Consider the following 26,262-nt stretch of genomic DNA (forward strand, 5'->3'; position numbering starts at 1 on the left):
GCGAACCGCCGCCGATGATGGACCTAGGCGGCGTGGATCGTGAGGCCCCGGCCCTCGGCGGCCGCGGTGAGCTCGGCGAGGTCGCGCCGGAGCGCGTGTTCCACCGCGCGGGCGGCGAGCCCGCCGAGGATCAGCGCGACCACCCGGCCGTACGGGGCGGTCGGCAGCGCCTGCTGGCTGACGGTGACCCGGGTGCAGCCGCGGCGACGGCGCTGCACCGTGCGCATCGTCCAGGTGATCCGGTAGTCGACGCCGGCGCCCGGCGAGTCGAGGACGAGCCGGCGGGGCGGCACGGCCTCCACCACGCGGAACTCCTCGACCAGGACGCTGCCGTCCGGCTGGGACCGGGGCTCACGCCAGCGGGTGTCCGGCCCGAAGGGGCCGGGGGTGAGCAGCTCGGCCGGGCCCGCGAGGTGCCGCCCGGCGCGGCCCGGCAGGTCGGTCAACAGCCGCCAGACGTCGGCGGCGTGCGCCTCGATGAGCCCGGAAACCGCGACCGTCGACATGCCACCTCCCGTGGCCTCGACGGTACGCGCCGTGAGCGTGGTACGGGGGTCTCCGGGCGGAATTTCCACCGGAGACCCCGATCGGCCTGTCTGTGCGGTCGGCCTTTCCGGCCGGGACGGTCAGGGCTGGAACTGGCCCGCCCGGATCGCCCCCACGAACGCCGTCCACCCCGGCGCGCTGACCGCTAGTGTGGGGCCGGCCTGGTCCTTCGAGTCGCGGACCGCGACCACACCGAGGACGTCGACCAGGTTGTCCGCCACCTCCACGCAGAGTCCCTGGTCGTTGGAGCGGCTGCTGGTACGCCACACGGCGCCCGCGAGATCGTGCATCGTGACTACCTCCCTGTGCGATGGGACGCCCCGTCCCGGCGGGCGGGACCGTCGCGGGCCCGTCCGGCGCGACGGGGCGTCGGAATCCGGAGCGATCAACGCGGGAGGTTGCGCGCCCGATCGCACAGATGGTGCGACCGGCTGATCACGATCGGACACCCGTCACCGGGCGGCCCGAAGGCCGCCCGGGTCGCCCCGGAGCGGCCCGGCGGCGGGTGGCGTGGCCGCTCAGCGGGCGGGCTGGATGGTGCCGGTGACCTCGCCGAGGGCGATGGTCGTGCCGTCCGGGCCCGGGGCGGTCGCGGTGACGGTGACGGTGTCGCCGTCCTCCAGGAACGTCCGGGTCTCACCGGCGCCGAGCTTCACCGGCTCGGCGCCACCCCAGGTCAGCTCCAGGAACGAGCCGACCTGCCCCCGCTCCGGCCCGGAGACGGTGCCGGACGCGTAGAGGTCCCCGGTACGCAGGGAGGCTCCGTTCACGGTCAGGTGGGCGAGCTGCTGGGCGGGTGTCCAGTACATGGTGCGGAACGGGGGCTCGCTGACCCGCTCGCCGTTCCACTCCACGGCCAGGCGGAGGTCCAGCCCGAGGTGCGGCACGTCGCGCAGGTAGGCGGCGACCTCCGGGTCCTGCTCGGGAGCGGGCAGGAACGCGTCGGCGAGGGCGTCCAGCGGCGTCACCCACGCGGAGACCGAGGTGGCGAACGACTTGCCGAGGAACGGGCCGAGCGGCTGGTACTCCCAGGCCTGGATGTCCCGGGCCGACCAGTCGTTGACCAGCACCACGCCGAAGACGTGGTCGGCGAAGTCGTCGACGGAGACGCGGGCGCCCAGCGGGCTGGGAACGCCCACCACGAATCCGACCTCGGCCTCGATGTCCAGTCGCGCCGACGGCCCGTACGTCGGACCGTCCGGGCCGGGCCGCTGGCCGGCCGGCCGTACGACGGGGGTGCCGGACACCACGACGGTGCCCGCGCGGCCGTGGTAGCCGATCGGGAGGTGTTTCCAGTTCGGCAGCAGCGGGGGCTGGCCCGGCCGGAAGATCTGCCCGACGTTGGACGCGTGGTGCTCGGACGAGTAGAAGTCGACGTAGTCGGCCACCGCGAAGGGCAGCAGCAGCCGGACGTCGGCGAGCGGCACCAGCAGCGGCTCCACGGCCGCCCGGTGCGCGGTGTCGGTGAGCAGCTCGGTCACCCGCTGCCGGACGGCCGTCCACTGCGGGCGCCCCAGCGCCATGAAGTCGTTGAGGGTGGGCCGGTCGAACGCGCCGGCGGCCAGCACCAGCCCGGCGGCCTCGGCTCCGGTCAGGTCCAGCACGAAGTCGCCGATGCGTACGCCGATCCGCGGGTCGCGCCCGTCGTGGGCGAACACCCCGTACGGAAGGTTGGTCACCCCGTACGCCGAACCGTCCGCGCCCGTCACCCAGGTCATGCCTCGTCGCCCCCGTTCAGCAGCCCGAGCCGGGCCAGGTCGGTCAGTGGTTCCACGATGCTGCACGAGCCGAACCCGACCCACAGCGGCCGGCCTGCCGCGAGCCGGCCCTCGATCCGTTGCAGGAGCGGGCGCGGGTCGGTGGCGGTGAGCAGTTCGGCGACCGTCTGCACGGTGCCGCTCTCGCCGGCGGCGAACGCGGCGGCCAGCACGTTGACGAAGCCGTGGTGGCTGAACCCGGTCTCCGGGTCGAGGTGCCGGACGGCGTGGTGCAGGCCGGCGGTCAGCTTGAACGGCAGGTCGCGGTCCCGGCAGGCGCAGATCACGGCGGCCAGCTCGGCCGGGGTCGGGAACAGTTCGGCGGCCAGGCCGCCGGTGCGGAACTTGGCGGCGACCGGCGCACCGGCGGCGCGGGCCGCGGCGAGGGCGTCGAGCGCGCCCATCACGCCGAAGGTCAGTGGGATCTCCGCGTACACGTCGACACCGGCCGACGGCTCGGCGAGCTTCAGCAGCTCGGTGAGGCCGGGCTGTGGGTCCTCGCCGCGTTTGGCGACGGCCACCTCGACCTGCCGGACGGTGATCCCGTCCTCGGCCAGCGCCTTCAGCGCGGCCGGCAGCCCCGCGACGCCGGTGTCGCCGATCAGCCCGACGACGAAGCCCGGGCCGGCGAGCGCACGCAGCTTGCCGTCGAGCACGGCCGAGGCGGGCACCAGGAGGGGACCGACCAGGTCGGCGTACCAGGCGGTGCGGTGCCGCCGGTGCGCGGCGACCGCGTCGGGCAGCGACGCGCTGCCGGGCGGGAAGACGGCGGCGTCGTCCACCAGACCGTCGAGGAGCGCGGGCACCTGCGTTGACACGGAACAAGAATCTACGGGACGCTACGAGGAGCGGACAACAGCGTCCGATAATCGGACGCATTCGGCCGGTGAACGGGACCCATGGGAGGCGAGATGCCGTACTACCGCAGCGTCGGCGAGGTGCCGCGCAAGCGCCACACCCAGTTCCGCCAGCCCGACGGCAGCCTCTACGCCGAGGAGCTGATGGGTCAGGAGGGCTTCTCCTCCGACTCGTCGCTGCTCTACCACCGCCACGCGCCCACGGCCATCGTGGCGGCCGACGAGTTCACCCCGCCGGCCTTCACCCGGGTGCCGAACCTGCCGCTCAAGCCCCGGCACCTGCGTACGCACAAGCTCGACGGCGCGGGCGCCGACCCGGTCCTCGGCCGGCAGTACCTGCTCGCCAACGACGACGTGCGGATCGCGTACGTGCTGGCCGACCGGCCGTCCCCGCTGTTCCGGGACGCGACCGGCGACCACTGCCTCTACGTCGAGTCGGGCAACCTGCGGGTGGAGTCGACGTTCGGGGCGCTCGACGCGGTCGCCGGCGACTACGTGATCATCCCGACCTCGACCATCCACCGGCTCGTGCCCACCGGCGACCAGCCGGTCCGGCTGCTCGCCGTCGAGGCGGCCGGCCACATCGGCCCGCCCAAGCGCTACCTCTCCGTCCGGGGGCAGTTCCTCGAGCACTCGCCGTACTGCGAGCGCGACGTCCGCGGCCCGGACGCGCCGCTGCTGGTCGACGAGGAGGAGGTGGAGGTCCTCGTCCGCCACCGGCGCGGGTGGACGCGGTACGTCTACGCGCACCACCCGTTCGACGTGGTCGGCTGGGACGGGCACCTCTACCCGTGGGCGTTCTCCATCCACGACTTCGAGCCGATCACCGGCCGGATCCACCAGCCGCCGCCCGTCCACCAGACCTTCCAGGGCCCGAACTTCGTGATCTGCTCGTTCGTGCCGCGCAAGGTGGACTACCACCCGGACGCCATCCCCGTGCCGTACAACCACCACAACGTCGATTCCGACGAGATGCTCTTCTACACCGGGGGCAACTACGAGGCACGGCGCGGCTCCGGGATCGAGCAGGGTTCGATCTCGCTGCACCCGTCGGGCTTCACCCACGGTCCCCAGCCCGGTGCCGCCGAGCGCGCCATCGGCGTCGACTTCTTCGACGAGCTGGCCGTCATGGTCGACACGTTCCGCCCGCTCGACCTCTGCGACGCGGCCGCCGCGTGCGAGGACCCGGGCTACGCCTGGACCTGGGCGCGTCGCGCGCAGTGATGAGGGCGGTGGGCGGAGCCCACCCGCTCCGGGCAGGTGCGACAGGTCAGACCGGGGTGCGGGTGAAGACCACGACCTCGGCGACGGCCGCGGCGGCGATGGCGAGCACCAGCGGCCACGGGCTGCCGACCAGGGCGTACAGGAGGATCAGCACCGGCGCGGCGGCCATCGCGTAGACCGCCACGGCCAGGCCACGGTCGGAGCGGAGCAACCCCGGCAGGACCGTCCGGGAGAACCCGGGCAGCCGGGCCGCGAAGCGCCAGACCACGAGGGCCCCGACCGCTGCCGCGAACACCGCGGCGACGCGGGACAGTCCCGCGCCGGCCGGCGCGGCGAAAGCGATCAGCACGGCCGTGAGCATCGACCAGCCGGCGCCGTAGACCACGAGCTGCCGCACGCCGGCGGAGATCGTACGGCCGGAGTTGACCTGACCCGGGCTCATGGCGGCGGCCTCGGCGAGGTGCTGCAGCGCCTCGCTCCAGCGCCGCTGCTCAAGCCGGATGACACCGATGTCGTGCTGCGCCCTCGCGAGTTCCGGGTCGAGGCGCAGCGCCTCCCGGTAGGCCCGCTCGGCGAGGTCGAACAATCGCATGTTGGCGGCCACCAGGCCGAGCGCCAGGTGCGACTGCGGCGCCTCCGGATCCAGCTCCACCGCGCGCCAGGCCGCGTTGAGCGCCGTCTGGCCGTTGCGCGAGCCGGCCAGGATCGCGGCCGCGCTGCGCTGCGCGTTCGCGTCGTTCGGGCCGATCGCCAGGATCTCGTCGGCGGCCCGCGCCGACTCGGCCCAGCGTTCCAGGTCGCCCAGCGCCATCCCGCGGGCCACGAGCGGCGGCACCGTGCCGGGTGCGGCGGCCACGGCCGCGTCGGCGAGGGTGAGCGCCTCACCGGGGCGGCCGGCGGCCAGGTGGAGGCGCGCGAGCAGGGTCAACGCGACCGGATTGGCGGGCTCCAGCGCGATCGTCTGCGCCGCCTCCGCGGCGGCCTCGTCGTAGCGACCGAGTTCGGCCAGGAGCAGGGCGCGCTGGAGGAAGCCGTCGGCGGCGGACCGGTCGGAGGCGGCGTCACTGGACATCGCGGCGAGCCTAGGGGGCCGGCGTCTCGTACACCAGGGCCACCGCGATCCCGGCGAGGCCCTCGCCGCGACCGGTGAAGCCGAGCCCGTCGGTGGTCGCGGCGGTGACGTTGACCGGCGCGCCGACGGCGGTGGAGAGGACCTGCTCGGCCTCCGCCCGGCGCGGCCCGATCTTGGGCCGGTTGCCGACGACCTGGACGGAGACGTTGCCGATGGTGAAACCGGCGGCCCGCACCCGGCGGGCGGTCTCGGTGAGCAGCGCCACCCCCGAAGCGCCGGCCCACTCCGGCTGCCCCACGCCGAAGTTCGTGCCCAGGTCACCGAGGCCGGCCGCGGACAGCAGGGCGTTGCAGGCCGCGTGGGCCGCCACGTCCGCGTCGGAGTGGCCCGCCAGGCCGTCCTGGTCGGGCCAGAGCAGGCCGGCGACCCAGCACGGCCGGCCGGCCTCGAACGCGTGCACGTCGGTGCCGATCGCGACCCGGGGAACGATCATGGTGAGAGGGTACGCGTCAGCCGGCGTTGGCCAGCAGATGCTCGGCCAGCGCGAGGTCGAACGGGCGAGTGATCTTGAGGGCGTACTCCGAGCCCGGCACGCAGAAGACGGGCACGCCCTGCTTCTCCACGAGGCCGGCGTCGTCGGTGAGCGCGCCGCCGGCCGCGGCGTGCGCGGCGGTGAGGACCGACCGGCGGAAACCCTGGGGGGTCTGCACCGCCCGCAGGGCGGACCGGTCGACCGTGCCGAGGACGACCTCCTCGGCGCCGACCTCCTTGATCGTGTCGACGACCGGAAGCACGGGGATCACCGCGTGTCGGCCCGCCCGGACCGCCGCGGCCACCGCCTCGACCAGTTCCGGCGGGGTCAGCGCCCGGGCCGCGTCGTGCACGAGGACGATCTCGGGACCCGGGGGCACCGCGGCGAGCGCGGCGGCCACCGACGCCTGGCGCTCCGCGCCGCCCGGCACCACGGTGACCGGGGCGACCGGAGCCAGCAGCTCGCGTACGGCGTCGACCTCGGCCGCGGGCGCCGCCACGACGATGGTGTGCACGCTGCCGGCCGCCGCGAGCCGGCGTACCGCGTGCACCAGCAGGGGTTCACCCGCGAGCAGGCGCAGGGCCTTGGGCCGGCCGGGGCCGAGCCGTACGCCCGCACCCGCCGCAGGCACGAGGACCGCGACGTCACCGCGCGGATTGAGCTGCGCGGTCACGTCGCGGTCCTCGGTGGTTTGTTCGCTACGAACTGGGTACGTCGATGCTGTGCCGACTAGGCCTCGGTCAGCACCTTGTCGAGCAGCGTCTCCGCCTCGTCCTTGGTGCTCTTCTCCGCCAGCGCGACCTCGCCGACCAGGATGTCGCGGGCCTTCGCGAGCATGCGCTTCTCGCCCGCGGAGAGGCCCCGCTCCCGCTCCCGCCGCCACAGGTCACGCACGACCTCGGCCACCTTCAGCGGGTTGCCGGAGGCCAGCTTCTCCAGATTCGCCTTGTAACGCCGCGACCAGTTGGTCGGCTCCTCGGTGTGCGGAGCCCGGAGGACGTCGAAGACCTTGCCGAGGCCCTCTTCGCCGACCACCTCACGCACACCCACGATCTCGGCGTTCTCAGCCGGAACCCGGACCGTCAGGTCACCCTGCGCGACCCTCAGGACGAGGTACTGCTTGGGCTCGCCCTTGATGACCCGAGTCTCGATTGCCTCGATGAGTGCGGCCCCGTGGTGGGGGTAAACAACGGTCTCGCCGACACTGAAAACCATAGGTTCGAAACCCCTTTCGCTGTGTCTAGGGTAACACGCTCAGGCATCGCTGTCTCACCGCTGTCCTGACCGTTGGCGCAGCTCAGGGGCCCTGTGAGAGGTATTTCTTCGGCTTGACAGGCGGCCAAACCAATGGATCGAACACGTTCCGTGACGACCGCATGACATGCCGGTACGGGTGAACGGAACGCCGAGATCAAGGGCTATGCGCTCCTCCCATGGTATCCCGTTGGCCGCTGCCCCGCCCAGGTGTAGCGGGAGCAGCCCCGGGTGCGCGACGCTGGAAGGCGAGCCGCTGTCGGCTCTTCGAAGACGGTTCCAGGGGGTCCGATGAGCATGCCGGACGCAGAGGGACACGGGCCGTCCGACGGGCTGCCCGACCTGCCACCGGAGTGGGGCCGGGTGGTCGTGCCCGACGACGCCTCGGCGCTGGCCCGCGAGGCCGCCGAGGTACGCCGTGAGCTTCGCCGTGCCGCCCGCCGCCCGAACGGCCGCCGGCCCGTGCCGGGCCTGCCCCTGCTGATCCTGGTGGTGGCCGTGCTCACCACACTCGCCGGGCTGGCCGCCGTCACCTGGCCCCGCTCCACCCGCTCCGCCGACCGCTCGACCCCCAGCCCGGCCGCGCCACCGGCGGCGCTGACCGGCCGGCCGCTGCCCGCGCTCGACCTCGTCGACACCGGGCAGGACCCGGTGCCCCTGCGCGGCCTGCTGCCCGCCATGATCATCCTGGTGGACGCGTGCGCGTGCGCCGAGCGGGTGACCGAGGCCGCCGCGGCGGCGCCGCCCGGGGTGAGCGTCGTGACCGTCACCGGTGACCGGAGCGCCCCCGCGGCCGGTTCCGGCGTACGGTCGCTCGCCGACCCCGCCGGCGGCCTGCGCTCCTTCCTGCACCTGGCACCCCGTCCGGGCACCGCCGCGGCGGTGCTGGTGGACCGGGCCGGCGTGGTGGTACGCGTCCTGCCCGACCTCGGGCCGGTCGACGCGTACCGGGCCGACCTGGCCCGGCTGGGCGCCTGACGCGGCCGACCGCCCGGGTCGCCGCCCACGGTCGGAGCGGGGCGGATCAGGGCAGGGCGACGAGTTGCGCCTCGGCCACGATGGGCCCGTTGCCCACCGCGGACAGCGAGACGCGGATGGGCCCGCTCGTCGGCGCGACCCGCGCGGTGGTGACCGTACCGTCGCAGTCGACCCGGGAGGGCGCGTCGATCTGCGCGCCGGTGACCCGCACCCGCAGTGTGCCGGGCCGCACGCACCGGTACTGGAGCAGGTAGCGACCGCCGTCGTCGGACGCCTGCCGGACGACCGGGCTGCCCGGGACGAGCGTCTCCGCCACGCGCCATGTCGTCAGGGCGAACCGGGGCAGCCCACCCTCCGGGTCGGGCCGGTAGAACAGCTCGCCCGGAGCGCCACCGACGTCGGTGACCATGCCCGTCCGCGGGTCGATCGACACCCCGGGCAGGCCGTCGGCGCGCAGCACCTCACCCGTCTCCGCGTCCACCACCACCCGGGCCACCGACTCCGGCCGTTCCGGCGCCCGACGCGCGCCCGGCGCGGAGCCGGCGCCCCCGGCCGCGCCCGCCACGGGCGCCGGACCCGACGCCGGGGCGTTGGCCTGCCACCACCAGCCGCCCGCCAGCAGCGCGAGCACCGCCGCCCCGATCAGCACCCCGCCCCTCAGCCGGGCCCCCGCGTCGTCGTCCATGGAACGAGCGTAGGTCGGCACGCTCAGGCCTGTCGATCGAGCAGGACGGCGTAGAGGGTGAGGCCGGGGCCGAACGCGAGCATGAGGATCCGCTCGGGCGGGGCGTCGGCCCGGCGCAGCCGGTCCAGGATCAGCAGCACGGTCGGGGACGAGCAGTTGCCGTGCTCGTCCAGCGTCGCCCGGGACGCCGCCAGCGCCTCCGTGGGCAGTGCCAGCTCGCGTTCGACCACGTTGAGGATGCGCGGCCCGCCCGGGTGCACCGCCCAGCCGTCCACCGCGGCGATGCTCGTGCCGTGCCGCGCGAGCAGGTCGTCGACCAGCCCGCGGACGTGCGTCGACAGCACCTGGGGCACCTTCGGCGACAGCCCCATCCGGAAACCGGCGTCGGTCACGTCCCAGGTCATGTGGTCGGCCGTGGACGTGTCGGTCACCGAGGTCACCTCGCGCAGCGCGTACCCGGGGCCGCCCGGCAGCACCACGGCCGCGACCGCCGCGTCCGAGAAGAGGGCGTGCGAGACGATCTGCTGGGTGTCCACCCGCGCCGTCGACGGCTGGATGTGCAGGCTGGTCAGCTCGGCGCAGAGCAGCAGCGCGGGGCGGCCCCGCGCCGTCACGAAGTCGCTCGCCGCGCCGAGCCCGGGCAGCGCGGCGTAGCAACCCATGTGCCCCACGAACATCCGCTGGGTGTCCGGCGCCATCCCGAGGTCCCTGGCGAGCAGGATGTCCAGGCCCGGGGTGGCGTACCCGGTGCACGAGCAGACGATGAACATCCCGATGTCACCGGCGTCCAGGCCGGCGGCGGTCAGCGCCCGCCCGACCGCCTCCTTACCCAGCGGCAGCGCCTCGACCAGATAGCGGCGCATCCGCCGCTCGGTCGGCCAGTCGGAGACGTCCTCCAGCAGCGGGTTGACCGCGGCCTGCCGCGTGGTCACCCCCGAGTTGGCGAAGATCCGCTGCGCCAGCGACCGCGTGGCACCGGTGAAGTGCCGCGAGAAGAAACCGTCCCACAACTCGTCCTGGCGGGCCGACGGCGGCTGTGCCGTCCCGAGGCCCGCGATCACTGGTACCGACACGATCCCCACCTCTCGTCCGACGCCGCCCACCCCAGGACCGTCCCTCCGCCGGGACGGCCCCCGGCGGCCCCACGCTCACCAACGAGGCGCCGAGCCGTCGCGGTCCGGGTCACCGCCCAACGCGGCGATGCCGAGCCAGTCGGCGCAGACGTCCGAGGTCGCCGGATGCAGCGAGCCGCAGCGGGCGTCCCGGTAGAGCCGCTCCAGCGGATGACCCCGCCGGGTCGCCGACGTGCCCGCCGCTTCCAGCATGGACGCGGCCACGTCGGCCGCGGTCGTGCCGGCGAGCAGCTTGGCCCGCCACACCCAGCGGTTGGTCTCCGTGTCGCCCGGCGCCTCGTCCACCCGCCGGGCCGCCTCCGCCACCACCAGCTCGGCCGCCGCCACCGCCGCGTCGGCCCGACCGAGCCGGGCCCGTACGGCCGGCAGCCCGGCGAGGTTGCGGGCGTTCAGGTGCTCGGCGGCGGCCTCGATGGCCGCCCGGGCCACCCCGACGTAGACCGCCGCGTAGCTGGCCACCAGCCAGTGCGGCATGAGCTGGGCGACCACCAGCGCCAGCCCCTCCACGCCGCCCAGCAGGCGGTCGGACGGGATCGTCACGTCCAGGTGCAGGTCGTGCGAGGCGGTGGCGCGCATGCCCAGCGAGTCCCACGTCGGTTCGACGGTGATCCCCGCGCCGGCGGGGACCAGGAACTGGGACACCACCGACTGGTCGGTGGCGCTGCGCGCGGCGACCAGGTAGCCGTCCGGATGGCCCGCGCCCGAGCAGAACGTCTTGCTGCCCTTGACGTGCCAGCCACCCTCGACCGGCTCGTAGACCGTGCTGAGCTGGGAGAGCCGGGCGCCCGCACCCCGCTCGCTCATCGCCACCGCGTACCAGGAGCCCTCCGCGGCCGCCCTGAGCAGCCGGTCCCGGGCCGCGAGGGCGTCGTCCGGGACGCCGAGCGACTCGGCCAGCTCCTCGGTGACCGCGCCGAGCGCGCCCGTCACGGAGGCGTGCATGTTGAACACCAGCGCGGTCGCCCCGTTGCCGCGGGCCAGCTCGGTCGCGACCGCGGCGTACTCGGCGAAGGTCGCCCCGAGCCCGCCCAGCTCGCGGGGGACCATGAGGCCGAACAGGCCCGCCTCGCGCAGATCCTCGAAGTCCGCGGCCGGGAACGAGCCGTCCCGGTCGTGCTCGGCCGCCCGGGCGGCGAGTCGCGGCGCCAACCTGCGGGCCGCCTCCAGCGCGTGCACCGTCATTTCCGCCCCCTTCTCGGCGTCCCTTACCCCCGCCGGGCCCGACTATCCTTTCCGGACCCCCCAGCCCTGGTACAGCACCGCGGTCGAGCGCGTCGGGACGATCCGCGGCGTCCGCGCCTCCGTGGCGGCTGCGCCACGTACCCGGCGCAGCAGCCAGCCGATCAGACCGCGCAGCTCGGGCCGGGCACCGCGCACCCGCAGCTCCACCCCGTGCCGTGCGCACTCGGCGACCAGCTCCCGGTCGTCCACGAACAACCGTGGATCGTGGATGCCGCGCGGCACGGTCGGCAGCCGCTCCCCGATGTGGACCGCCACGACCCGGCTCAACACCGTGTCGTTCAGGGTGTCCACCACGAGCAGGCCGCCCGGCCGGAGCAGCCGGCACGCCTCGGCCACGGCGGCCCGCCAGTCCGGTACGTGTTCGAGCACCTCACCGGCGGACACCACGTCTGCGCAGCCGTCGGCCAGCGGGACGGCGGTGACGTCCCCGTTGACCGCCGTGACGCCGTGCGCGGCCGCCTGGGCGAGCGCCGACCGGGTCAGGTCGACGCCCACGTGCCGGTAGCCCTTGCCGGCCAGGTGCGGAGCGAGCAGCCCGGCGCCGCAGCCGAGATCCACCAGCAGCGCGTCGGGACGGTCGGCGGGCGGCACCAGGGACGCCCGCGCCTCGGCGATCCAGTGCAGCATCGCGAACACGCCGTCGGGCCGCCACCACTCGCCGGACAGGTCGTCGTACTGGCGTGGATCGTTGCGCGGCAGCACCCGGTGTCGGGTCGACTGCGGCGCGACGTCTCGCATGGGTCCGAGCGTGGCATGTCTCCCCGACAACGACCAGACTTCCCTTATGTCGACAACGGTGTTAGGGCTGGTCAGGGCGAGCCACCCGGAACCGGCCGCCGCGGTGACCCTCGTGGCCGGTCTGCTGGCCGTCGGCGTGGGGCACCGGCCGGGCGGCGTAGCCGCCGTGGTGCTCGCCGTGCTGGCCAGCCAACTGGCCGTGGGCTGGGCGAACGACGTGCTCGACGCCGACCGGGACGCCGCGGTGGGGCGTACCGACAAGCCCATCCCCGCGGGTGCCGTGGCCCGCCGCACGGTGGCCGTGGGGGCGGTGGTCGCGGCGCTCGCCACCCCGGTACTCGGGATGGTCACCAATCCGATGGCGGCGCTCTGGGTCACCGTCGGGTTGATTTCCGCGCTGCTCTACGACTGGCCGCTGAAGTCCAGCCCGGTGTCGGTGCTGCCCTACGCGGTCTCGTTCGGCTCGCTGCCCGGCTTCGTGGTGCTCGCGCTGCCCGGGGCGCCGGCGCCGCCGGTCTGGCTGCTCGCCGCCGGTGCCTGCCTCGGCGCCGGCGCGCACTTCGCCAACGTCCTGCCCGACCTGGCCGACGACGCCCGCACCGGGGTACGGGGGCTGCCCCACCGGCTCGGCGCCGCCGGCAGCCGGGCGGCCGCCGCCGTGCTGCTGCTCGCGGCGACCGGCACGCTGGTCTTCGGCCCGCCCGGGCCGCCGTCCGCGGTCGGGCTCGCGGCCGTGCTGGCCGCCGTCGTGGTGCCGCCGGTCAGCTGGTACGGGGGACGCGCCGCGACCCGCGCCGGGCGGCGTCCCGTGGCCGCCTTCCGGGCGGTGATGCTGGTGGCGCTCATCGACGTGGTTCTCCTGGTCACGAGCGGACGGGTGGTCTGAGAGTCACACCCGGAGGTGGAGTCCCCGGGTCGGCGTGCGGCCCTCGATCAGCCCCAACTACCCTGGAGCGCGGTCTGCGCGGGCATGGCCAGCGTGCCCGGCGTACGCACCGGGTGTGATCGTGACGAGGAGGACCGACGTGACGCGCTCGATCAGGGGTTCCCGGCGGGCGGCCCTGCTGCTGTCCGGGGCGGCGGCGGTGACGAGCCTGCTGCTGTCCGGTTGCGGCGCCGGTCAGATCGCCGAGACCGCCGTCAAGGAGCCGTCGGTCCAGGGCGTCAACATCCAGACCGAGAACGGCCAGCTCGCGGTGCGCGGCCTGCTCGTCGACTTCCCCGGTGTCGAGGGCTACAAGGCCGGCGAGAACGCGCTGCTCAGCGCCGTGATCTACAACGACTCGCACGACCCGGTCACGGTCACCGTCACCACCCAGGACGCCCGCGAGGTGCTGCTCACCGAGACCGGCGCCTCGGCCACCCCGTCGCCGTCGGAGTCGGCCGCCGCGACCCCGTCGCACTCGGTGTCGGCCAGCCCGTCCGAGTCGGGTTCCCCGTCCGGTTCACCCAGCGGCTCCCCGTCGGGTTCGCCCAGCGGCTCGGCATCGGCCAGCCCGTCGGCGAGCCCGACCCCGGCCGGCCAGCCGGCCCGGATCGAGATCGCCCCGCTGAGCTACGCGCAGCTGAACCAGACGAGCGGCCGGCAGCTCCAGCTGATCGGCCTCAACGAGGCGCTGCGCTCCGGCCAGAACGTCTTCCTGACCTTCGACTTCGGCAACGGCAACACCATCACGGGCCCGGCGCCGATCGCCGTGCCGTTCACCCCGCCGGCCCCGGCGTCCCCGATCATCGAGCGTGAGGGCGGCTTCGGCGAGGAGCACGACTGACCCGGCCCACCACCTTCCGAGGAGACCGCCGGCGTGGCGACCACCACGCCGGCGGTCTCCTCGTCGTACGCCCGGGCTAGCGTCCTCGTGTGACGACGTCCCGATCCACCTCCGCCCGCGGAGCGGCCACCGGCACGCGCGGCCGGGCCGCCGGCCGCGACCCCCGGCCGGCCTACGAGTGCGACGCGTGCGGCCACCAGCCACCCAAGTGGGTGGGGCGCTGCCCGGAGTGCGGCGAGTGGGGTTCCGTGGTCGAGTGCACCCTCACCGGCCCGACCGTCTCCGGCCGCGTGGTGAGTTCCCGGATGCCGGCCGAGCCGGCCCGACCGATCGCCACCATCAGCGCCGCGCCCGCCCGGGCCCGCCCGACCGGCGTGAGCGAGCTCGACCGGGTGCTCGGCGGCGGTCTGGTGCCCGGCGCGGTGGTGCTGCTGGCCGGCGAACCCGGGGTCGGCAAGTCCACCCTCCTGCTCGACGTGGCGCAGCAGTGGGCGGCCGGCGCGGGCAGCCCGTCGCTGGTCGTCAGCGGTGAGGAGTCGGTCAGTCAGGTACGCCTGCGGGCGGAACGGATGGGCACGCTGCACGACCAGCTCTACCTGGCCGCCGAGAGCGACCTGGCCGCCGTGCTCGGTCACCTCGACGCGGTCAAGCCGGGCCTGCTCGTGCTCGACTCGGTGCAGACCATCTCCACGTCCGGCACCGAGGGCGTGCCGGGCGGGGTGACCCAGGTCCGGGCGGTGACCGCCGCGCTGGTCTCGGTGGCCAAGGAGCGGGGCATCGCCACCGTGCTGGTCGGCCACGTCACCAAGGACGGCCAGGTCGCCGGTCCCCGGGTGCTCGAGCACCTGGTCGACGTGGTGCTGCACTTCGAGGGCGACAAGCACTCCTCGCTGCGGATGGTGCGCGGCGTCAAGAACCGGTTCGGCGCGGCCGACGAGGTCGGCTGCTTCGAGATGCACGAGGGCGGCATCACGAGCCTCGCCGACCCGTCCGGGCTGTTCCTGACCCGCTACTCCGAGCCGGTGCCCGGCACCTGCGTGACCGTGGCCATGGAGGGGCGGCGGGCCCTGGTCACCGAGGTCCAGGCGCTCATCGGCGCCACGGTGGCCGGTTCGCCCCGGCGCACGGTCTCCGGGCTCGACTCGGCCCGCCTCGCCATGGTGCTCGCGGTGCTGCAACGGCGTACGGAGCGGCTCACCCTGCACGACCGGGAGGTCTTCGCCGCCACGGTGGGCGGCATCCGCGTCGTGGAGCCGGCGGCCGACCTCGCCGTCGCGCTGGCGGTCGCGTCCGGCGGGCTCAACCTGGCCATCGCGCCCCACCTCGTGGCGATCGGCGAGGTCGGGCTCACCGGCGAGGTCCGGCGGGTGGGTGCCGTGCCCCGCCGGCTGGCGGAGGCCGCCCGGCTGGGCTTCCGGATCGCACTCGTCCCACCCGGCTGCGGCCCGGAGTCGACCGGGGCGGGCCCCGAGCAGATGCGGGTGATCGAGGTCACCGATGTCCGGACGGCCCTCCAGAGTGCGGCGCGCGCGTCGGCGGAGTGACCGACGGTGGCCGCACGGCGGTACCGCGAGGGCGATACCGGACAGCGCGTCACGGCCCGGACGGAGGCATCGTGACACATCACAGTAACCACGACAGCACCCACCGCACGGCAGTCCGTAGACTGTGCCCGTGCCGATCGACCGCGATACCACCAAGCCTGCCGGCGCGACGCCCCACGCCCGCACCGGCGCCGTGGGCTCGCCCGCCCGTCCGATCAGCGTGAACGTGACCGGGAGCGCCGCGGGTGACCCGCTGCGCGCCAATCTGGCGCTCATGGCGCCCGGCACCGCCCTGCGCGACGGCCTCGAGCGGATCCTGCGGGGCCGCACCGGCGCCCTGATCGTCCTCGGCTACGACAAGGTGGTCGAAGGGCTCTGCACCGGCGGGTTCCCGCTCGACGTGGAGTTCTCCGCCACCCGGGTCCGGGAGCTGTGCAAGATGGACGGCGCCGTGGTGCTGTCCAGCGACGGCACCCGCATCGTCCGGGCCGCCGTGCACCTGATGCCCGACCCGTCCATCCCCACCGAGGAGTCCGGCACCCGGCACCGCACGGCCGAGCGGGTGGCCCGGCAGACCGGCTACCCGGTCATCTCGGTCAGCCAGTCGATGCGGATCATCAGCCTCTACGTCAACGGCCAGCGGCACGTGCTGGACGACTCGGCGGCCATCCTGTCCCGGGCCAACCAGGCCCTCGCCACCCTCGAGCGCTACAAGCTCCGGCTCGACGAGGTCTCCGGCACGCTCTCCGCGCTCGAAATCGAGGACCTGGTCACCGTCCGGGACGCGGTCGCCGTGGTGCAGCGGCTGGAGATGGTCCGCCGGATCGCCGACGAGATCGCCGGCTACGTGGTCGAGCTGGGCACCGACGGCCGGCTGCTGGCCCTCCAGCTCGACGAGCTGATGGCCGGCGTGGACGCCGACCGCACCCTGGTCATCCGGGACTACCTCCCGGCCGGTCGCAAGTCGCGCACCCTCGACGAGGCGCTCGTCGAACTGGACCTGCTGGGGGCCACCGAGCTCATCGACCTGGTCTCGGTCGCCAAGGCGATCGGCTACCCGGCCGCCTCCGACGCGCTGGACGCGGCCGTCAGCCCGCGCGGCTTCCGGCTCCTGGCCAAGGTGCCGCGCCTCCCCACGGCGGTGGTGGACCGGCTGGTAGTGCACTTCGGCAGCCTCCAGCGGCTGCTGGGCGCGACCGTGGAGGATCTCCAGGCCGTCGAGGGGGTGGGCGACGCCCGGGCGCGCGGTGTCCGCGAGGGCCTGTCCCGGCTCGCCGAGGCGTCCATCCTCGAACGCTACGTCTGAGCGGCCCGCCCGCCTCGTCCCGCGACCGGTCGGCGCGGGTCGGGCGGTCGGAGCCGGCGGTCAGTCGGTGATGGTCAGCTTCGTGGGCTCGCTGAGCTTCGTGCCCACGCGGGCGAAGACCTGGTAGGTGCCGGGCTGCACCGCCGGGCCGTTGGCCACCCCGTCGGCGCACCGGCTGGCGTCCTGGCCGTTCCAGGTCACCTGGTACATGCGCTCGAAGTTGGGGGTGAACGACTGCACGTCCTTGCCCTTGGCCGTGCCGCAGGTGTCCGAGGACCACACCTTCTCGGCACCGGACTTGATGAAGAGCTCCTGCAGGTCGGCACCCACGTCACGGCTGCACGTACGGTCGGACGTGTTCTTGATCTTGAGTTGCAGGTCGACCGCCGCCCCGCTCCGGACGCTCGCCGGCTGCGCCACGGAGGTCACCTTGATCTCGGTGTCCGTGCAGCTCCCGTCGCCGACGCCGGCCGCCGGCGCCACCGGCGCATGCTCGGTCGGTGAGGGGGGCGGGTCGGCGGTCGTGCCACCTTCACCGGTGCCGGCGGAGGCATCGGCGGACGCCTCGGGCGGCGGCGAGCCGGTCGTCGGGGTGAGGATCGAGCCTGTCGGGCTGGGACTGACCGTCGACGTCGGGCTCGCCCCGGCCTGCGGCCGTTTGTCACCACTGTTGCCCGACCCGGTGCACGAGTAGAGCAGGACAATCAGGAAGAGAAGCCCCGCTCCGAGTACGACGGCGCGACGCCGCCAGTACACGGCGGGTGGCAGGGGGCCGACCGTCAGACGCATGATTCCCCCACCGTAGCGGCGCACCACCCCGCGGGCGCGGCACGACGCGCCGGAAGGTTGACGGCGACGACGGTCCAAAGCGTCCACAGTCGACGGTGGGCCGCCGGCGCGGTCGTGGGCTCAGAGGTAGACCTTGCGCTGGTAGATGGCGTGCGCGCCGGCGACCCGGTCGAGGAACAGCAGGCCGGCACAGTGGTCGATCTCGTGCTGCAGAGCCCGCGCCTCGAAGCCGTCCGTCACCAGCCGCACCGCCGCGCCCGTGCCCGGCAGGTCACCCTCCACCACCAGGCGGCTCGCCCGCTTGACGTCCCCCGTCAGGTCCGGCACCGACATGCACCCCTCACGTCCCGGCTTCCACCGGGTCGCCTCCACCACGCGCGCGTTGCAGAGCACGAACGTGCCGTGCACAGTCACCGCCTTCGGGTGACCCGTCACGTCGACCGCGAAGACCTGGGCGCCCACCCCGACCTGCGGTGCCGCCAGACCGACGCAGCCCGGCGCCACGCGCATCGTGGCGATCAGGTCGGCCGCCAACCGTACGGTCTCCGCCGCGGTCGGGTCGACCGCACCGCCCTCCCGGCTGAGCACCGGGTGCGGGGCCGTGACCACGGGACGCACCGCACCGTCGACGCCCAGCGCCTCCGGCGTCCAGTCGCCGAGCCCGGCGTACGCGTCGCTCACAGCAGGTCCGGATCCGCCGGCCGGAGGCTGACCTCGACGCCCAGCTCGGCGGCCGCCCGGTCCAGCCGTCCGGCCAGCTCCCCGGCGCTGCCCGGGGGCAGGTCCACCTCGGCGACGACCACGTAGAGCGTGCCGGCCAGCCGGGTGCTCAGGTCGGTGACATTGCCGCCGGCCTCGGCGAGCACGCGGGTCATCGCCGCCACGATGCCCATCCGATCGGCCCCGTGCACCGCCATCACGTACGGCTCGCCGCCCGACGCCGCCCCGCCGTCCGGGGTGACCGCGCGTACGGTGGCCAGCAGCTGGCCGTCGCCGGCGAGCGGCGCCAACGCGGCCTCGACATCCGCGGCGGCCGGGCCCACGCAGATCAGAGTCATGGCGAAGTGTCCGCGCAGGCGCGTCATCGTGCTGTCGGTGAGGTTCGCACCCAACCGGGCGAGCACCTCGGCGACGTCGGCGACGATGCCCGGCCGGTCCCGGCCGATGACGGTGATCGCGAGCTCGTTCATCCGGGCATTCTGCCCGATCCAGCGCCCGACCCCGCGCCGCCCCGTCCGGGCCGCCCACGCCTCGGGACCGGTCCCGTGCGTCGGGACCGGTCCCGTGCCTCTCCCCGGTTCCGTGCGTCGGGACCGTCCCGTGCCTCGTGGCGGGGTGGCCGGCCGCCGGGGCGCCCGGGGTCGGCGGCGTGACATCATCGGCGGCACGATGACTGAGCCGACGTTCGCCACCCTGGTCAGCCGCTGGTTCGAGGAGAACGCCCGCGACCTGCCGTGGCGCAAACCGGGTGTCAGCCCCTGGGCGATCCTGGTGAGCGAGGTGATGCTCCAGCAGACGCCGGTGGTCCGGGTGCTGCCCGCGTACGAGGCGTGGCTGGCCCGGTGGCCCGTACCGGCCGCGCTGGCCGAGGACACACCCGCCGAGGCGATCCGGATGTGGGGCCGGCTCGGCTATCCGCGACGGGCGCTGCGGCTGCGGGAGTGCGCGGTGGCGATCGTGGAGCGCCACGGCGGGGAGGTCCCCGACCGGCTGGACCAGTTGCTGGCCCTGCCCGGCGTCGGGACGTACACGGCACGGGCCGTCGCCGCCTTCGCGTACGGGCAGCGGCACCCCGTGGTCGACACCAACGTACGCCGGGTGGTCTGCCGCGCCGTGGCCGGCGAACCGGACGCCGGCCCCACCACCCGCCCCGCCGACCTGACCGCCACCGAGACGCTGCTGCCCGACGAGCCGGCCGCCGCGGCGCTGGCCAGCGCGGCGTTCATGGAACTCGGTGCGGTGATCTGCACCGCCCGCTCCCCACGGTGCGACCGCTGCCCGGTCGAGGCGATCTGCGCCTGGCGCGCGTCCGGCCAGGAGACGCCGGCCGGGCCCACCCGCCGGCCCCAGCGGTACGCGGGCACCGACCGCCAGGTACGCGGACTGCTGCTCGCGGTGCTCCGCGACGCCACCGGCCCGGTGCCCCGGCAGCGGCTCGACCAGGTGTGGGCCGACGGCACACAGCGAGCCCGGGCACTGGCCGGCCTCGTTCAGGACGGCCTCGTGGAGCCCGTCGACGGGGAGACGTTCCGCCTCGTCGGCGACGGCCCGACCCTGCCCGCACCCGACCTCGCCGACCACGCCGCGGCACCCGTGCCCGACCTCTCCCGCTGATGAGCGCCTGATCCACCGCCCGCACGCGCCGATGCCCGCGCGGCCCTCGCCGACCGGCGCGCCCGGCGAGATCATCACCAGATCGCCGATGTGGCGGTGTCCGCCGCGCTCCGACACCGCCAGTTCCGCGAAACGGAGTCGATCACGGCAGGGGGCGCTGCGTGCGCTGGGGGTCCGGAGCGCTTCAAGGGCCCGTGTGCTTGGGGCGGGTGCGTCCGGGCGTCCTGCGGCCTGGCGAGGCCCCGACCTCGGGCCCGGCGAGGCCACTACATCCCGGATGTTGTCCCCTCCGGCCCGGCACGAGGGGACTACATCCCTGAAACTGCGCGATCATGCGCGGCGAGCTGCACCCCTGCCACCCATCGGCGCAGGGGCGACGCTCGAGGCGCCCAGAGGCGCCCGCCCGGGCGTCCCGGCCGACCCATCGGCGCGCAGGCGCGACGCGGCTGGGCTGGGTATGCAAAAGGCGGGGCCCCGGCGGCTTGCGCCACCGGGGCCCCGCCCCTGCTGCTGGTGCCTTACTCGTCCGCGCCAGCCGCGGCGGCGGTGCCACCGAGGTCGGCCGGGACGGCGTCCGGCACGGTCACCGGCTTGTCCGCGCCCCGGAAGACGAGCTTGGACTTGTCGATGTTGTTCGGGTCGCCCTCGCAGTCCACCACCACGATCTGACCCGGGGTCAGCTCGTTGAAGAGGATCCGCTCGGACAGGTTGTCCTCGATGTCGCGCTGGATCGTGCGACGCAGCGGACGCGCACCGAGCACCGGGTCGAAGCCCTTGGTCGCCAGGTACTTCTTCGCGTTGTCGGTCAGCTCGAGGCCCATGTCCTTGTTCTTCAGCTGGGTCTCGATCCGGGCGACCATGATGTCGACGATCGACAGGATCTCCTGCTGACGCAGCTGGTGGAAGACGATGGTGTCGTCGATCCGGTTCAGGAACTCAGGCCGGAAGTGCTGCTTGAGCTCGTCGTTGACCTTCTGCTTCATCCGGTCGTAGTTGGACTCCGAGTCCTCCGACGCCTGGAAGCCCAGCGACACCGCCTTCGCCACGTCGCGCGTGCCGAGGTTGGTGGTCAGGATGATGACCGTGTTCTTGAAGTCCACGATCCGACCCTGACCGTCGGTGAGCCGACCGTCCTCCAGGATCTGGAGCAGCGTGTTGAACACGTCCGGGTGGGCCTTCTCGATCTCGTCGAAGAGGACCACCGAGAACGGCCGACGCCGCACCTTCTCGGTCAGCTGCCCGCCCTCGTCGTAGCCGACGTAGCCGGGAGGGGCACCCACCAGCCGGGAGACCGTGTAGCGGTCGTGGAACTCGGACATGTCCAGCTGGATGAGGGCGTCCTCGCTGCCGAACAGGAACTCGGCCAGCGCCTTCGACAGCTCGGTCTTACCGACGCCGGACGGGCCGGCGAAGATGAACGAGCCCGACGGACGCTTCGGGTCCTTCAGGCCGGCGCGGGTACGCCGGATCGCCTTCGAGACCGCCTTGACCGCGTCCTCCTGGCCGATGACGCGCTTGTGCAGCTCGTCCTCCATGCGCAGCAGGCGCGAGGTCTCCTCCTCGGTCAGCTTGTAGACCGGGATGCCGGTCCAGTTGCCGAGCACCTCGGCGATCTGCTCGTCGTCGACCTCGCTGACGACGTCCAGGTCACCGGCCTTCCACTCCTTCTCCCGCTGCGCCTTCTGGCCAAGGAGCTGCTTCTCCTTGTCCCGCAGCTGGGCGGCGCGCTCGAAGTCCTGCGCGTCGATCGCGGACTCCTTGTCGCGGCGGACCTGGGCGATCCGCTCGTCGAAGTCGCGCAGGTCTGGCGGCGCGGTCATCCGGCGGATCCGCATCCGGGCACCGGCCTCGTCGATCAGGTCGATCGCCTTGTCCGGCAGGAAGCGGTCGGAGATGTACCGGTCGGCCAGGGTGGCGGCGGCCACGAGAGCGGCGTCCGTGATGCTCACACGGTGGTGCGCCTCGTAGCGGTCGCGCAGACCCTTGAGGATCTCGATGGTGTGGGCCAGCGAGGGCTCACCCACCTGGATCGGCTGGAACCGGCGCTCGAGAGCGGCGTCCTTCTCCAGGTGCTTCCGGTACTCGTCGAGGGTCGTGGCGCCGATGGTCTGCAGCTCACCACGGGCCAGCATCGGCTTGAGGATGCTCGCCGCGTCGATCGCGCCCTCGGCGGCACCCGCACCCACCAGGGTGTGGATCTCGTCGATGAACAGGATGATGTCGCCCCGGGTGCGGATCTCCTTGAGCACCTTCTTGAGGCGCTCCTCGAAGTCACCGCGGTAGCGGGAACCGGCGACCAGCGCACCGAGGTCGAGCGTGTAGAGCTGCTTGTCCTTCAGCGTCTCGGGCACCTCGCCCTTGATGATCTTCTGGGACAGCCCCTCCACCACGGCGGTCTTGCCGACGCCGGGCTCACCGATCAGGACCGGGTTGTTCTTGGTACGGCGGGAGAGCACCTGCATGACCCGCTCGATTTCCTTCTCGCGCCCGATGACCGGGTCGAGCTTGCCCTCGCGGGCGGCCTGGGTCAGGTTACGGCCGAACTGGTCCAGCACGAGGCTGGTCGACGGCGCGGCCTCACCCGCCGCGGCGCCCGCCGCGGCCGGCTCCTTGCCCTGGTAGCCGGAGAGCAGCTGGATCACCTGCTGGCGGACCCGGTTGAGGTCGGCGCCGAGCTTGACCAGCACCTGGGCGGCGACGCCCTCACCCTCGCGGATCAGACCGAGCAGGATGTGCTCCGTGCCGATGTAGTTGTGGCCGAGCTGCAGCGCCTCGCGCAGCGACAGCTCCAGCACCTTCTTGGCCCGCGGCGTGAACGGGATGTGCCCGCTCGGCGCCTGCTGGCCCTGGCCGATGATCTCCTCGACCTGCTGCCGGACGCCCTCCAGCGAGATGCCCAGGCTCTCCAGAGCCTTGGCCGCGACGCCCTCGCCCTCGTGGATCAGGCCCAGCAGGATGTGTTCCGTACCGATGTAGTTGTGGTTGAGCATCCGGGCCTCTTCCTGGGCCAGGACGACAACCCGTCGCGCTCGGTCGGTGAACCGCTCGAACATGCCCTCGTGCTCCTCACGTGCCGTGCGCCTTGATGGTCAAAGATCTTGGCGGGGCCGGTGCGCGGACGTCCGGGACGGGCGTCCGTGCCTCATTACTCTATCGCCGCGGACCGACTCAGCTGAGGTCGTGTGTCTCCGGCGGGAGCCGGGTACGCGTCGTTTTGCACAACCGTGCGCGCTCAGGAGGTGTTCCGGTACCTCCGGCGCTACGCGTAGAGCGAAATTCTCGCCGGCCCGTCGACGGGCCGTCCGGACCGTCGGGGGCCGGATCCGCGTGTACGCGGCCCGCTCGGGACCGCCGGAAGTCATCCACAGGCTGTGGACGAAATCTCCACCGGCTGTGGACAACGCCCGCCCGCCGGGGTTTCTTCCCGCCCGGCCCGGCCCGTCCGGCACCGAAGGCCGCCGCCCGTCCGACCCGTCCGGCACCGAAGCCTGCCGCCCGTCCGACCCGTCCGGCCGCGCCCATCCGGGACGGAAGCCGGCGCCCGCGCCGACGACGGCCGCAGACGCCGGGACCGGACGTACCGCCCAGGCCGTACATACGGCGACGCCGGCCCGGAGCGGTGCTCCGGCCCGGCGTCGGTGTCGCCGCGATGATCGCCTCGATCAGCGGCGCGCGTGGTACTCGTCGACGATCTCCTGGGGAATACGACCCCGGTCGGAGATGTCCTTCCCGGCCTTCTTGGCCCACTCCCGGATCGCCCGGTTCTGCTCCCGGTCGGCGGTCGCACCACCCCGGCCCCGCGCGGCGCGGCCACCGACCACCACGCCGCCCCGGCCGACCTTGCTGCCGGCCGCGACGTACGGCGCGAATACGTCACGCAATTTCTCGGCGTTCGCACTCGACAGGTCGATCTCGTACTGAACGCCGTCCAGCGCGAACTTGACCGTCTCGTCCGCGTCCCCGCCGTCCAGGTCATCGACCAGCTTGTGAATGATCTGCTTGGCCACGTCCCACATTCCTTTCGAGCAGGGTGTCCTGCTAACTCCAAGCACAATAACCCGGACGCCGCGCGCGGCGTCAATAGGATGCGGTATAACGACCCGGTGGCGGCCCGACTACTCGGGGCGCACCAACGGGAACAGGATCGTTTCCCGAATTCCCAGGCCGGTCAGCGCCATCAAGAGCCGGTCGATTCCCATTCCCATACCGCCGGCCGGCGGCATTCCGTACTCCATGGCACGGAGAAAGTCCTCGTCGAGCCGCATGGCCTCGTCGTCGCCGCGGGCCGCGAGCTGCGCCTGGGCCACCAGTCGCTCCCGCTGCACCACCGGGTCGACCAGCTCCGAGTACGCGGTGGCCAATTCGAAGCCGAGCACGTAGAGGTCCCACTTCTCGGCCAGCCCCGGCTCGGTGCGGTGGGCGCGGGTCAGCGGGCTGGTCTCCTCCGGGTAGTCCCGGACGAACGTGGGCGCATCGAGGCCCGGTACGACCAGTTCCTCGAACAGTTCCTCGGCCAGCTTGCCCGGACCCCACTTCGGGTCGACGGCCAATCCCACCTTCTCGGCGTACTCGACCAGGCGGGCGCGTTCGGTGCGGACCGTGACCTCCTCGCCGAGCGCCTCGGAAAGCACCCCGAGCAGGGTCACCGACCGCCACTCGCCACCGAGGTCGAACTCCCGGCCATCGGCGTGGGTGACCACCGTCGAGCCGCTCACGGCGGTCGCCGCCCGTTGCACGAGATTGCGGGTCAGCGCGGCCATCGTGTCGTAGTCGCCGTACGCCTGGTAGGCCTCCAGCATCGCGAACTCCGGTGAGTGCGACGAGTCGACGCCCTCATTACGGAAGTTGCGGTTGATCTCGAAGACCCGGTCGACACCGCCGACCACCGCGCGCTTCAGAAACAGTTCCGGCGCGATTCGAAGATACAGATCAGTGCTCAACGCATTGCTGTGGGTCACGAATGGGCGGGCCGCCGCCCCACCGTGCAGGAGCTGGAGCATCGGGGTCTCGACCTCGATGAAACCCTGCTCGTGCAGGGAATCGCGGAGGCTGCGCATGGTCGTCGCCCGGGTGCGGACCATCTCCCGCGCCTGCGGGCGGACGATCAGGTCGACGTAACGCTGCCGGACGCGCGCCTCCTCGGACAGCGGCTTGTGCGCCACCGGCAGCGGACGCAGCGCCTTCGCGGTGACCGCCCACTCGTCGGCCAGGACGGACAGCTCGCCCCGCCGGCTGGTGATCACCTCACCGGTGACGCCCACGTGGTCACCGAGGTCCACGAGCCGCTTCCAGTCCTCCAGCCGCTGCGGACCGACCCGGTCGAGCGAGAGCATCGCCTGGAGTTCGGTGCCGTCGCCGTCCCGCAGGGTCGCGAAGCACAGCTTGCCGGTGTTCCGTACGAAGATCACCCGACCGGTGACCGACACACGGTCGCCGGTGGCGGTGTCGGTCGGCAGGTCGGCGTAGCGCGCGCGCACCTCGGCGAGGGTGGCCGTCCGGGGGTAACCGACCGGGTAGGGCTCGATGCCGTCGGCGAGCATCCGGTCCCGCTTCTCCCGGCGGACCTTCATCTGCTCCGGAAGGTCGTCGGCGGGGTCCACTGGCAGGGTGTTCTGCTCGGTCACGGCATGCTTCCTCGTCACGAGATACGGGGGGTCACGCCCGAGCGTACTCAAGCCCCCGGGTGACCGTTACGGGATAACCTGCCCGCCATGGTTGATCACACTCATGCGCTGTCCTTCGGCGTTGCGGCGGCCGATTACGACCGGTTCCGGCCCCGGTATCCGGAAGCCGCGCTGCGCTGGGCACTCGACGGCCTGACCGTGCCCGCCCGGGTCGTCGACCTCGGCGCCGGCACCGGCAAGCTGACCCGCGGCCTGCTCGCCCTCGGTCACGACGTGGTGCCGGTGGAGCCCGACCCGGGCATGCGGGCCCAACTGGACGCCGCCACGCCGGGGACCACCGCCCTCGCCGGCAGCGCCGAGGGCCTGCCGCTCCCCGACGGCGAGGCGGACGCGGTGCTGGTCGGTCAGGCGTACCACTGGTTCGACCGGGAGCCGGCGCACGCCGAGATCGCCCGGGTGCTGCGGCCCGGCGGCACCTTCGCCCCCGTCTGGAACACCCGGGACGAGCGGGTCGACTGGGTGGCGGAGATGAGCCGGATCGCCCACCTCGGCGACAACGCCGGGAACGTGGTCGACCGGTACGCCGACTTCGGCCCGGCCTTCGAACCGGTCGAGGTGGGCGAGTTCACGCACGCCACCACGCTCACGCCGGACGAGTTGCTGGGGCTCGTGCACACCCGCTCGTACTGGCTCACGGCGCCGGTCGAGGACCGGGAGCGCGTCGACCGGGAGCTGCGGGAGCTGCTCGCCACCCATCCGCAGCTCGCCGGCCGGGAGACGGTCGAGCTGCCGTACCACACGGTGGTGCTGCGGTCCCGGCGGCGCTGACCGCCACCGCGACGCCCGCGCCCGGCGACGGCCGGGGAACCGCCTCGCGG

Annotated in this window: 26 protein-coding genes; 8 read left to right on the forward strand and 18 right to left on the reverse strand. The window is 73.5% G+C overall.

Annotation, left to right across the window (positions count from 1 at the left end; all coding sequences use genetic code 11):
• Positions 1-23: 23 nt before the first annotated feature.
• The 4 genes from D7193_RS20995 to D7193_RS21010 form a co-directional block, all read right to left on the reverse strand.
• A complete protein-coding gene (locus tag D7193_RS20995) occupies positions 24-506 on the reverse strand; it encodes an SRPBCC family protein (RefSeq protein WP_120781171.1) in 483 nt (160 codons plus the stop codon).
• A gap of 120 nt (positions 507-626) precedes the next feature.
• Positions 627-836, reverse strand: a complete 210-nt coding sequence (locus D7193_RS21000) for a DUF397 domain-containing protein (RefSeq protein WP_120781172.1) — start codon at positions 834-836, stop codon at positions 627-629.
• Between the two features lie 228 nt (positions 837-1,064).
• Positions 1,065-2,264 carry a fumarylacetoacetase gene (gene fahA / locus D7193_RS21005; protein ID WP_120781173.1) on the reverse strand — a complete coding sequence of 400 codons (1,200 nt, stop codon included), beginning with the start codon at positions 2,262-2,264 and terminating at the stop codon, positions 1,065-1,067.
• Positions 2,261-3,121: a hypothetical protein gene (locus tag D7193_RS21010; protein ID WP_120781174.1), complete on the reverse strand. Its 861-nt coding sequence runs from the start codon at positions 3,119-3,121 to the stop codon at positions 2,261-2,263. The genes fahA and D7193_RS21010 overlap by 4 nt, the downstream gene beginning before the upstream one ends.
• Positions 3,122-3,214: 93 nt before the next feature.
• Here D7193_RS21010 and D7193_RS21015 point away from each other — a divergent pair, with 93 nt between their 5' ends.
• Positions 3,215-4,384, forward strand: a complete 1,170-nt coding sequence (locus D7193_RS21015) for a homogentisate 1,2-dioxygenase (protein WP_120781423.1) — start codon at positions 3,215-3,217, stop codon at positions 4,382-4,384.
• Positions 4,385-4,430: 46 nt separating this feature from the next.
• Here the strand turns inward: D7193_RS21015 and D7193_RS21020 are convergent, their stop codons facing one another.
• From D7193_RS21020 to D7193_RS21035, 4 genes are read right to left on the reverse strand one after another with little or no spacing between them, the layout of a single operon-like run.
• A complete protein-coding gene (locus tag D7193_RS21020) occupies positions 4,431-5,456 on the reverse strand; it encodes a tetratricopeptide repeat protein (RefSeq protein WP_120781175.1) in 1,026 nt (341 codons plus the stop codon).
• 10 nt (positions 5,457-5,466) lie between these two features.
• Entirely contained in the window at positions 5,467-5,949 is a 483-nt protein-coding gene (ispF, locus tag D7193_RS21025; protein ID WP_120781176.1) for a 2-C-methyl-D-erythritol 2,4-cyclodiphosphate synthase, read from the reverse strand.
• A 16-nt stretch (positions 5,950-5,965) separates the two neighbouring features.
• Positions 5,966-6,661, reverse strand: coding sequence for a 2-C-methyl-D-erythritol 4-phosphate cytidylyltransferase (gene ispD / locus D7193_RS21030; RefSeq protein ID WP_120781177.1), 696 nt, complete (start codon positions 6,659-6,661; stop codon positions 5,966-5,968).
• Positions 6,662-6,717: 56 nt separating this feature from the next.
• Positions 6,718-7,203: a CarD family transcriptional regulator gene (locus D7193_RS21035; RefSeq protein ID WP_007073334.1), complete on the reverse strand. Its 486-nt coding sequence runs from the start codon at positions 7,201-7,203 to the stop codon at positions 6,718-6,720.
• Between the two features lie 330 nt (positions 7,204-7,533).
• Here D7193_RS21035 and D7193_RS21040 point away from each other — a divergent pair, with 330 nt between their 5' ends.
• Entirely contained in the window at positions 7,534-8,220 is a 687-nt protein-coding gene (locus D7193_RS21040; protein ID WP_120781178.1) for a hypothetical protein, read from the forward strand.
• 46 nt (positions 8,221-8,266) lie between these two features.
• On the opposite strand, the gene D7193_RS21045 is transcribed toward D7193_RS21040, so the two are convergent.
• The 4 genes from D7193_RS21045 to D7193_RS21060 form a co-directional block, all read right to left on the reverse strand.
• Positions 8,267-8,905 carry a hypothetical protein gene (locus D7193_RS21045; protein WP_120781179.1) on the reverse strand — a complete coding sequence of 213 codons (639 nt, stop codon included), beginning with the start codon at positions 8,903-8,905 and terminating at the stop codon, positions 8,267-8,269.
• A 23-nt stretch (positions 8,906-8,928) separates the two neighbouring features.
• Positions 8,929-9,987, reverse strand: a complete 1,059-nt coding sequence (locus tag D7193_RS21050) for a type III polyketide synthase (protein ID WP_174242684.1) — start codon at positions 9,985-9,987, stop codon at positions 8,929-8,931.
• Positions 9,988-10,053: 66 nt separating this feature from the next.
• A complete protein-coding gene (locus D7193_RS21055) occupies positions 10,054-11,220 on the reverse strand; it encodes an acyl-CoA dehydrogenase family protein (RefSeq protein WP_120781180.1) in 1,167 nt (388 codons plus the stop codon).
• 42 nt (positions 11,221-11,262) lie between these two features.
• The gene (locus tag D7193_RS21060) at positions 11,263-12,018 is read right to left on the reverse strand and encodes a methyltransferase domain-containing protein (RefSeq protein WP_120781181.1); all 756 of its coding nucleotides are present in this window, start codon (positions 12,016-12,018) and stop codon (positions 11,263-11,265) included.
• Here D7193_RS21060 and D7193_RS21065 point away from each other — a divergent pair.
• From D7193_RS21065 to disA, 4 genes are all read left to right on the forward strand, one after another.
• Positions 12,017-12,904 (forward strand): UbiA family prenyltransferase, encoded by an 888-nt coding sequence (locus D7193_RS21065; protein WP_377456093.1) that lies wholly within the window; start codon positions 12,017-12,019, stop codon positions 12,902-12,904. The genes D7193_RS21060 and D7193_RS21065 overlap by 2 nt on opposite strands.
• A gap of 139 nt (positions 12,905-13,043) precedes the next feature.
• Positions 13,044-13,787 (forward strand): hypothetical protein, encoded by a 744-nt coding sequence (locus tag D7193_RS21070; RefSeq protein ID WP_120781183.1) that lies wholly within the window; start codon positions 13,044-13,046, stop codon positions 13,785-13,787.
• Between the two features lie 89 nt (positions 13,788-13,876).
• Positions 13,877-15,331: a DNA repair protein RadA gene (radA, locus tag D7193_RS21075; RefSeq protein WP_120781184.1), complete on the forward strand. Its 1,455-nt coding sequence runs from the start codon at positions 13,877-13,879 to the stop codon at positions 15,329-15,331.
• Between the two features lie 130 nt (positions 15,332-15,461).
• Positions 15,462-16,637 carry a DNA integrity scanning diadenylate cyclase DisA gene (gene disA / locus D7193_RS21080; RefSeq protein WP_120781425.1) on the forward strand — a complete coding sequence of 392 codons (1,176 nt, stop codon included), beginning with the start codon at positions 15,462-15,464 and terminating at the stop codon, positions 16,635-16,637.
• A gap of 60 nt (positions 16,638-16,697) precedes the next feature.
• Here disA and D7193_RS21085 read toward each other — a convergent pair whose 3' ends face one another.
• The 3 genes from D7193_RS21085 to D7193_RS21095 form a co-directional block, all read right to left on the reverse strand.
• Entirely contained in the window at positions 16,698-17,426 is a 729-nt protein-coding gene (locus D7193_RS21085; protein ID WP_120781185.1) for a hypothetical protein, read from the reverse strand.
• 120 nt (positions 17,427-17,546) lie between these two features.
• Positions 17,547-18,107 carry a peptide deformylase gene (locus tag D7193_RS21090; RefSeq protein ID WP_120781186.1) on the reverse strand — a complete coding sequence of 187 codons (561 nt, stop codon included), beginning with the start codon at positions 18,105-18,107 and terminating at the stop codon, positions 17,547-17,549.
• Positions 18,104-18,616 carry a glycine cleavage system transcriptional repressor gene (locus tag D7193_RS21095; protein ID WP_120781187.1) on the reverse strand — a complete coding sequence of 171 codons (513 nt, stop codon included), beginning with the start codon at positions 18,614-18,616 and terminating at the stop codon, positions 18,104-18,106. The genes D7193_RS21090 and D7193_RS21095 overlap by 4 nt, the downstream gene beginning before the upstream one ends.
• Before the next feature lie 199 nt (positions 18,617-18,815).
• Between D7193_RS21095 and D7193_RS21100 the strand changes: the two genes are divergently transcribed.
• Complete coding sequence (locus D7193_RS21100) at positions 18,816-19,760, forward strand: HhH-GPD family protein (RefSeq protein ID WP_120781426.1); 945 nt, start codon at positions 18,816-18,818, stop codon at positions 19,758-19,760.
• Between the two features lie 518 nt (positions 19,761-20,278).
• Here D7193_RS21100 and D7193_RS21105 read toward each other — a convergent pair.
• The 3 genes from D7193_RS21105 to lysS all read right to left on the reverse strand — a co-directional run bounded on the left by D7193_RS21105 (position 20,279) and on the right by lysS (position 25,384).
• Positions 20,279-22,813: an ATP-dependent Clp protease ATP-binding subunit gene (locus D7193_RS21105; protein WP_120781188.1), complete on the reverse strand. Its 2,535-nt coding sequence runs from the start codon at positions 22,811-22,813 to the stop codon at positions 20,279-20,281.
• Between the two features lie 609 nt (positions 22,814-23,422).
• Positions 23,423-23,767: an Lsr2 dimerization domain-containing protein gene (locus D7193_RS21110; protein ID WP_174242685.1), complete on the reverse strand. Its 345-nt coding sequence runs from the start codon at positions 23,765-23,767 to the stop codon at positions 23,423-23,425.
• Between the two features lie 108 nt (positions 23,768-23,875).
• Complete coding sequence (lysS, locus tag D7193_RS21115; RefSeq protein WP_120781190.1) at positions 23,876-25,384, reverse strand: lysine--tRNA ligase; 1,509 nt, start codon at positions 25,382-25,384, stop codon at positions 23,876-23,878.
• Positions 25,385-25,471: 87 nt separating this feature from the next.
• Between lysS and D7193_RS21120 the strand changes: the two genes are divergently transcribed.
• Entirely contained in the window at positions 25,472-26,212 is a 741-nt protein-coding gene (locus D7193_RS21120) for a class I SAM-dependent methyltransferase (protein WP_120781191.1), read from the forward strand.
• Positions 26,213-26,262 lie beyond the last annotated feature (50 nt).

The organism is Micromonospora costi (assembly GCF_003626655.1).
Taxonomy (GTDB): Bacteria; Actinomycetota; Actinomycetes; order Mycobacteriales; family Micromonosporaceae; genus Micromonospora; species Micromonospora costi.